This window comes from Puniceibacterium antarcticum (assembly GCF_002760615.1).
Lineage (GTDB): Bacteria > Pseudomonadota > Alphaproteobacteria > Rhodobacterales > Rhodobacteraceae > Puniceibacterium > Puniceibacterium antarcticum.
The window spans coordinates 26,721-33,811 of record NZ_AWWI01000146.1 but is presented as its reverse complement, the minus strand read 5'-3'; the positions used below and the strand labels follow the sequence as shown (position 1 = coordinate 33,811).

The following is a 7,091-nucleotide window of genomic DNA, read 5'->3' as shown; positions in this document are numbered from 1 at the left end:
CAGCCCCCGCCAAGGCTGCGGCCCCCGCAGCGCCCCGCGCCCCGGTCCCGGCCGATGACGCCGCCCGCGAAGAGCGGGTCAAGATGACCCGCCTGCGCCAGACCATCGCCCGCCGCCTCAAGGATGCGCAGAACACTGCCGCCATGCTCACCACCTATAACGAGGTGGATATGACGGAAACCATGGCCCTGCGCAATGAATACAAGGACCTGTTCGAGAAGAAGCATGGCGCCCGTCTCGGCTTCATGTCCTTCTTCACCAAGGCCTGCTGCCACGCGCTGAAAGAGGTCCCCGAGGTCAATGCCGAAATCGACGGAACCGACATCGTCTACAAGAACTTCGTGCACATGGGCATCGCCGCCGGCACACCCAGCGGTCTGGTGGTTCCGGTCATCCGTGACGCCGACCAGATGTCCTTTGCCGAGATTGAAAAGGCCATCAGCGAAAAGGGCAAGCGCGCCCGTGACGGCAAGCTCAGCATGGCGGAAATGCAGGGCGGCACCTTCACCATCTCCAACGGCGGCGTCTACGGCTCGCTGATGTCCTCGCCCATCCTGAACCCGCCGCAGTCCGGCATCCTCGGCATGCACAAGATCCAGGACCGCCCGATGGTCATCAACGGCGAAATCAAGATCCGCCCGATGATGTACCTCGCCCTCAGCTACGACCACCGCGTCGTCGACGGCAAAGGCGCGGTGACCTTCCTCGTCCGCGTGAAAGAGGCGCTCGAAGATCCGCGTCGCCTGCTGATCGACCTCTAAACACCGTGGCGGGTGTGTAACCCCGCCCCGGCTCCCCGTCCTCCCGTAGGGCGGGGGTCACCCCGCAGTATCACCGGGCAACTGGGCGCGCGTCCCCATAAGGCCCGCAACCGGAGTCACCCGCATGAGCCATCAGCTCCTCGCCCGCTACGACAGCTTCGACAAAACCGCCTTTGACGGCGACGCCGAAAACCGCAGCACCGCGGGCGTCTCGCTGCTGCAACTCTGGCATGCGACCACTGGCAGCCACTGGGCGCTGTTCAACATCAGCGACGCGGACAAGGCCCGCGCCTGGCTGGACAAGACCGCCGCCCTGGGCCACGGTCCCACCGAACACCACTTCGTGGAGACGGTATGACCCCCGAACTCACCATCCTCACCCTTGCCGCATTGCTGCAGGTCGTCCAGTTCGCCCTCTTCGCAATCCCCGCGAACATGGAACTTGGCGCCGGCTACACAAGCTCGGCGCGGGACCGCCCGCCCAGCAAACCGCTCAGCGAAAAGACCGCCCGCTTGCAGCGCGCAATGACCAATCATTTCGAAGGGCTGATCCTCTTCTCGATCGCCACAGTCGTCATTACCTTTTCTGATCAGGGCAACGCCATCACCGCCCTCTGTGCGACCGCCTACCTGATCGCCCGCATCCTCTATATCCCGGCCTATTACTTCGGCCTGCGCCCCTGGCGCTCGCTGATCTGGGCTGTCGGTTTCTGCGCCACCGTGCTCATGCTGCTGGCTGCACTTTTCTAGGGCTTCATCTGCCCGTAAATATCCCGGGGGAGTCTGCCAGAGGCAGACGGGGGCAGCGCCCCCGCCCCGCCACCAGAAAGGATACTCTCATGGCATCTTACGACGTGATCGTCATCGGCTCCGGCCCCGGCGGCTATGTGGCCGCGATCCGCTGCGCCCAGCTTGGCCTGAAAACCGCCTGCGTCGAAGGGCGCGACACCCTCGGCGGCACCTGCCTCAACGTCGGCTGCATCCCGTCCAAGGCGATGCTGCACGCGACCCACATGCTGCACGAGGCTGAACACAACTTTGCCGCCATGGGCCTGACCGGGGACACCCCCAAGGTCGACTGGGCCAAGATGCTCAGCTACAAGCAGGACACCATTGACACCAATACCAAGGGCATCGAATTCCTGTTCAAGAAGAACAAGATCGACTGGCTCAAGGGCTGGGGCTCCATCCCCGAGGCGGGAAAGGTCAAGGTCGGGGATGACCTGCACGAGGCCAAGAACATCATCGTCGCCACCGGCTCGCAATCCAGCAGCCTGCCCGGCATCGAGATCGACGAGAAAACCGTCGTGACCTCGACAGGCGCGCTTGAACTCGGCAAGATCCCCAAAAAGATGGTCGTGATCGGCGCGGGTGTCATCGGTCTGGAACTCGGCTCGGTTTATTCCCGTCTGGGTGCCGAGGTGCAGGTGATCGAATTCCTCGACACCATCACCCCCGGCATGGACGGCGAGGTGCAGAAAACCTTCCAGAAGCTTCTGACCAAGCAGGGGCTGAAATTCACCCTTGGCGCCGCCGTTCAGGCGGTCACCACATCCGATGGCAAGGCCACCGTCACCTACAAGCTGCGCAAGGATGACAGCGAACACACCGTCGAGGCGGATACAGTCCTCGTCGCCACGGGCCGCAAACCCTATGTCGACGGCCTCGGCCTCGAAGCGCTGGGGGTCGAAATGACAGATCGTGGCCAGATCAAGACCAACGGGCACTGGGCGACGAACGTAAAAGGCATCTATGCCATCGGCGACGCCATCACCGGCCCCATGCTCGCCCACAAAGCCGAAGATGAAGGCATGGCAACGGCTGAAGTCATCGCAGGCAAGGCGGGTCACGTAAACTATGGCGTGATCCCCGGCGTGATCTACACCCACCCCGAGGTCGCCAGCGTCGGCAAGACCGAAGAAGAGCTGAAGACGGCGGGCCATGCCTACAAGGTCGGCAAGTTCTCCTTCATGGGCAACGGTCGCGCCAAGGCGAACTTTGCCGCTGACGGCTTCGTCAAGATCATCGCGGACAAGGAAACCGACCGGATCCTCGGCGCGCATATCATCGGCCCCATGGCTGGCGATCTGATCCACGAACTCTGCGTTGCGATGGAATTCGGCGCCGCTGCGCAGGATGTGGCGCTGACCTGCCACGCCCACCCGACCTATTCCGAAGCTGTGCGCGAAGCAGCACTCGCCTGCGGGGATGGTGCGATCCACATGTAAGACGCAACGGCGGACGGGATCCGGGGTCGCTAGAGGCCAGATCCCGCCCCCGTCTCATCGGGGCGCATCCTCGCCACCCGCGCCCAAGGATTTTTTCGAAAATCCTTGCCAAGAGTTTTTAGAAAAACTCTTGGGCGCCCCCTCTCGCCGAATATCACCAAAGCGTTTTGGCCGCCCGTTCCGGAAAGGTCTTGTCCCACTCCTGTGCCGCAATCTCGCCCGAGGTCATCTCGGCCAGAATATCGCCCAGAGAGGGCACGCCTGCGGAATCGTCACGCGCCCACAGGCCGGATCGCAAAAGCGCCTTGGGGCATTGCGCATAGATTTCCGCGATATCCACGACAATCACCGTCGCAGGCTCACGGCCCGCCTGAACGAACCGGGCACGCAGCGCCGCATCCTCGGTCACGATGGCCCGCCCGTTCACCCGCACCACGATGTTGTCGCCGGGCACCATGAACATCAGTGCCACACGACCGTCGGAAACGATGTTGCGCAGCGAATCCAGCCGGTTGTTCCCCCGCCAGTCGGGCATAAGCAAGGTGCCCGGATCCAGTTCCTGCACCACGGGCCCGTCATCGCCGCGCGGGGTGGAATCGCAACCATCCGCACCGACAGTCGCCAGAATGCAAAAACGCGACGCCGCGATCCAGCGCCGGTAGGTCGGTGTCATGCGCCGCGCCACCTTGCGCAGGGCCACCTCACTGGGCGCGCCATACAGCGCCTCAAGGGCGTCGATCGTGTCAATCTTCTGCATAAAATCCGGCCTCCGCCATCAGGGCGTCAGACGCGCCCTCCACATCCGCCTCAAGCCTGGTCAGAAAGGTCCCCCGCGAGGATCCTGCCCGGATGCGCGGCAGAAATTCCACCACAGCGACCCCCGGCTTGCGGTAGATCCCGCGCTTGGGCCAGAACAGGCCGACATTGGTCGCCACCGGCACGCAATCCTGCCCCAGCTCGCCATAAAGCACCGCCGTGCCCACCTTGTAGGCCGCCCTCACCCCCGGGGCGACGCGCGTGCCCTGCGGATAGATAATCAGCTGACCGGGCTGGGCGGACCCGGCCTTTACATCCGCGGCCATCTTCTTGATCGCAGCGCCCCGTTTGCCCCGGTCCACCGGCACACAACCGATGCGCAGCGCATATTGCCCCAGGATCGGCGCCCAGAGCAGTTCGCGTTTCATGATGAACTTGCCCGCAGGCACCGCGCCGAAGATCAGGATGATGTCCAGAAAGGACTGATGCTTGGCGGCGACAACCACCTCGTCGCTCGGAACGGCGCCGCGCACCTCTGTCTTCAGCCCCACCATCCAGCCCAGGGTCCAGCGCACCCAGCGGCAAAAGGTCAGACAGGCCATGCGCGCCCCGCGTGGCGACACGATCGCCCAGGGAAAGAACACGACCCCCAGAACCAGCATTCCCACATACATCGACACCACAAAGATCAGCGACCGCATCCACTGCAGGGCATATGCCATCAGGCCAACTCCTCAAGTACCCGCCGCGCCGCCGACCGCGTCGCAAGCAACGCCACCACCGCCGCCAGCGGCGGCACGAACAGCGGCCATATCCATTGTGCGCCGTAAAAGCCGAACTCGGTCAGAACGCCGCTTTCTTCTCCGGCATCCGGCAGCAGCAGGATGCCAAGCACCGCCAGCGCCGTGCCCACCGTCGCGCCGCTCAGCGCACGCAGGGTAAAGCGGCGCACAAAGGCCTTGGCGATATAGGTATCCGTCGCCCCCACCAACCGCAGCACGGCAATCACCTGCGCATTGGCGGCCAGCGCGGCCTTGGCCGCCAGCGTGATCATCGCCCCGGTCGATGCGGCAATCAGCAAGATCGACACCCAGCCCAGCAGCCGCAGCCGTGACGCCGCCGTGACCAGCGGCCGACGCCAGCGCGTGTGATCGTCCAGCACCGCGCCGGGCACCTCAGCGCTCAGCCGCAGGCGCAGGCCGGTGGCATCATAGCCGCCAGAGGTTTCCGTGATGTCAATCAGCTGCGGCACCGGCAGCGTGTCCAGCGGCAGATCCGGCCCGAACCAGGGTTCCAGCAGCGCCCGCTGCTCCTCGGGGCTCAGCGCCTGCGCCGCTGCGATGCCCGGTGTCGTCTGCAGCACCCGCAGGGCGGTGGCCGTCTGCGATGCCATCTCCTCGGGCGCGGCCGCGATGCGCAAGGTCGAGGAGCGCGCCAGCGCATCACCCCAGCTGTGCGCAACCCGCCCCGCTGCCAGCGACAGCGCCAGTGCGAACACCGCAAGAAACGCCATGGCACCGGCGGAAAACACCGTAAGACGCGCGGTAAACCCCGTCGGCGGCACAACGCGGTCCGCACCCGCATCCGGCGTCAGAAGATCCCTCAGAACCGTCAGGTCAATCTCTCCACAGACCCGCCCCCGCCAGTTGCAGCCGCCGCTTTGATATCCGCAGCACACGCGCCTGCACCTGTTGCTTGGCCGCGCGGATCAGCCCAAGGTCATGGGTCGCGATCATGATCGTCTTGCCCATGCGGTTCAGCTCGACCAGAAGCCGCAGCAGGCGCTGCGACATTTCCCAGTCGACGTTCCCGGTCGGCTCGTCGGCCAGGATCACATCCGGCGACATGATCACCGCCCGGGCCAGCGCCGCGCGCTGACGCTCCCCGCCCGACAGCTCGGGGGGCAGCGCATCGGCGCGCCCGGTCAGCCCGACCCAGCTCATCAGCTCGCGCAGGTTGTCCTGCTCGCTCGCCACGTCCAGACCCGCCACGACCAGCGGCAGCGCGATGTTTTCGGCCACGCTCAGGTGATCCAGAAACTGGCAGTTCTGATGCACGACGCCGATCCGTCGGCGGCTCAGCGCCACGGCCTCGCGGTCCATCTGCATCACATCGCGGTCAAACAGCCGCAATTGCCCGGTTGTCGGGCGCAGCGCGCCATAACACAGCTTGAGGAAGGTGGTCTTGCCCACGCCGGACGGTCCGGTCAGGAAATGAAACGAGGCAGGCGCCAATGTCAGCGACATATCCGTCAGCAGCGCGCCTCCGCCATAGGAATAGGCGACATTTTCCAACTCGATCACGCGCTCACCTGCCTGGCTTTGATTATTCTCTGTTGTGCAGCAGCATCGCACGGGTTTCAATGCGTTGGCGGACAGACATTCGACTTTTCCATGTCCATCAGCTGGCCTATGGTCCGCCAAAGTGGACTAGGGCGGGTTTAAGGGGAAAATATGCGGCTGACATGCCCGAATTGCGGCGCACAATACGAAATTCCGCTAGAAGCGATCCCGCTGAACGGTCGGGATGTGCAATGTTCAAACTGCAGGCACACTTGGTTTCAGAACCGCCCCGATGACCAGCCTGTTCTGGCAAAGGAACTGATCCTGCCGCAAACGCCTCGGGCCGCGCCGGAACCAGAGACCCCAGCCCCACCTGCCGAACCTCAGAAACCTGTAAGCCCGCAGGTTGCGCCGACGCCCCCCGCTCTGGCAGATCGTAACCCCGATGAAGACGAGGATGAGGAGGACGCGCGGCCGGATCAGCAATCTCTTGTGCGCGCCACCATCGCTCGCCCCCGGCCCATGGATCCAAAGGTGGCCGATGTCCTGCGCGAAGAGGCCGCGCACGAAAGCCGCCAGCGCACCGGCGCGATTGCCAGCCCGCAACGCCCCTCGACGACAGCGGCCCCAAGCGCCCCGCCGATCCTCGCCACACCGGAACCCGCAGCGGCGTCGCGGCGCGGACTGCTGCCAGATGCGGAAGAAATTCAGCAGACCATGCTCCCGCCGCCCCGCCCAAAGCGCGAATTCGGGGCGCAGAACATCCGCACACCAATCCACATCGACGAGCCGCGCAGCGGTTTCGGGCGCGGTTTCCTGATCGTGATCATTCTGGCGGTGTTCCTTGGCGCCACCTATGCTCTTGCGCCGCAGATCAGCGATGCCCTGCCCGTGGCCAAGCCGCTCCTGACGGAGTATGTCGCCGCTGTGGACCAGGCGCGGCTCTGGCTTGACGCACAAGCTTCCGCGATCCTGAACAGCAGCAGCAGCGATGCGCCAGCCCCTGCCGGGAGCTGAGCGGTCATTTGACCGTTGCCCCCCTTGCCGCGCGGCAGAGCGGTTCC

Annotated in this window: 9 protein-coding genes; 5 read left to right on the top strand and 4 right to left on the bottom strand. The window is 64.6% G+C overall.

Features of this window, described 5'->3' with window-relative positions; genetic code table 11:
- The 4 genes from odhB to lpdA form a co-directional block, all read left to right on the top strand.
- Positions 1 to 761, top strand: a 761-nt coding sequence (odhB, locus tag P775_RS21550; RefSeq protein WP_099912926.1) for a 2-oxoglutarate dehydrogenase complex dihydrolipoyllysine-residue succinyltransferase, incomplete at its 5' end; no start/stop codon positions are given.
- Positions 762 to 885: 124 nt separating this feature from the next.
- Complete coding sequence (locus P775_RS21545) at positions 886 to 1,119, top strand: hypothetical protein (protein ID WP_099912925.1); 234 nt, start codon at positions 886 to 888, stop codon at positions 1,117 to 1,119.
- Positions 1,116 to 1,511, top strand: a complete 396-nt coding sequence (locus P775_RS21540) for an MAPEG family protein (RefSeq protein ID WP_099912924.1) — start codon at positions 1,116 to 1,118, stop codon at positions 1,509 to 1,511. Before P775_RS21545 ends, P775_RS21540 begins: the two co-directional genes overlap by 4 nt.
- Positions 1,512 to 1,600: 89 nt before the next feature.
- The gene (lpdA, locus tag P775_RS21535) at positions 1,601 to 2,989 is read left to right on the top strand and encodes a dihydrolipoyl dehydrogenase (RefSeq protein WP_099912923.1); all 1,389 of its coding nucleotides are present in this window, start codon (positions 1,601 to 1,603) and stop codon (positions 2,987 to 2,989) included.
- Between the two features lie 154 nt (positions 2,990 to 3,143).
- Here lpdA and P775_RS21530 read toward each other — a convergent pair whose 3' ends face one another.
- Genes P775_RS21530 through P775_RS21515 form a run of 4 tightly spaced genes read right to left on the bottom strand, consistent with a single transcriptional unit; the run spans position 3,144 to position 6,048 of the window.
- Positions 3,144 to 3,746 (bottom strand): pyridoxamine 5'-phosphate oxidase family protein, encoded by a 603-nt coding sequence (locus P775_RS21530; protein ID WP_099912922.1) that lies wholly within the window; start codon positions 3,744 to 3,746, stop codon positions 3,144 to 3,146.
- Positions 3,733 to 4,467, bottom strand: a complete 735-nt coding sequence (locus P775_RS21525) for a lysophospholipid acyltransferase family protein (protein WP_099912921.1) — start codon at positions 4,465 to 4,467, stop codon at positions 3,733 to 3,735. The genes P775_RS21530 and P775_RS21525 overlap by 14 nt, the downstream gene beginning before the upstream one ends.
- Positions 4,467 to 5,360: a cell division protein FtsX gene (locus P775_RS21520; protein ID WP_099912929.1), complete on the bottom strand. Its 894-nt coding sequence runs from the start codon at positions 5,358 to 5,360 to the stop codon at positions 4,467 to 4,469. Before P775_RS21520 ends, P775_RS21525 begins: the two co-directional genes overlap by 1 nt.
- A gap of 1 nt (position 5,361) precedes the next feature.
- Positions 5,362 to 6,048, bottom strand: coding sequence for a cell division ATP-binding protein FtsE (locus P775_RS21515; RefSeq protein WP_099912920.1), 687 nt, complete (start codon positions 6,046 to 6,048; stop codon positions 5,362 to 5,364).
- A 150-nt stretch (positions 6,049 to 6,198) separates the two neighbouring features.
- Between P775_RS21515 and P775_RS21510 the strand changes: the two genes are divergently transcribed.
- Positions 6,199 to 7,044, top strand: a complete 846-nt coding sequence (locus P775_RS21510) for a zinc-ribbon domain-containing protein (RefSeq protein WP_099912919.1) — start codon at positions 6,199 to 6,201, stop codon at positions 7,042 to 7,044.
- Positions 7,045 to 7,091 lie beyond the last annotated feature (47 nt).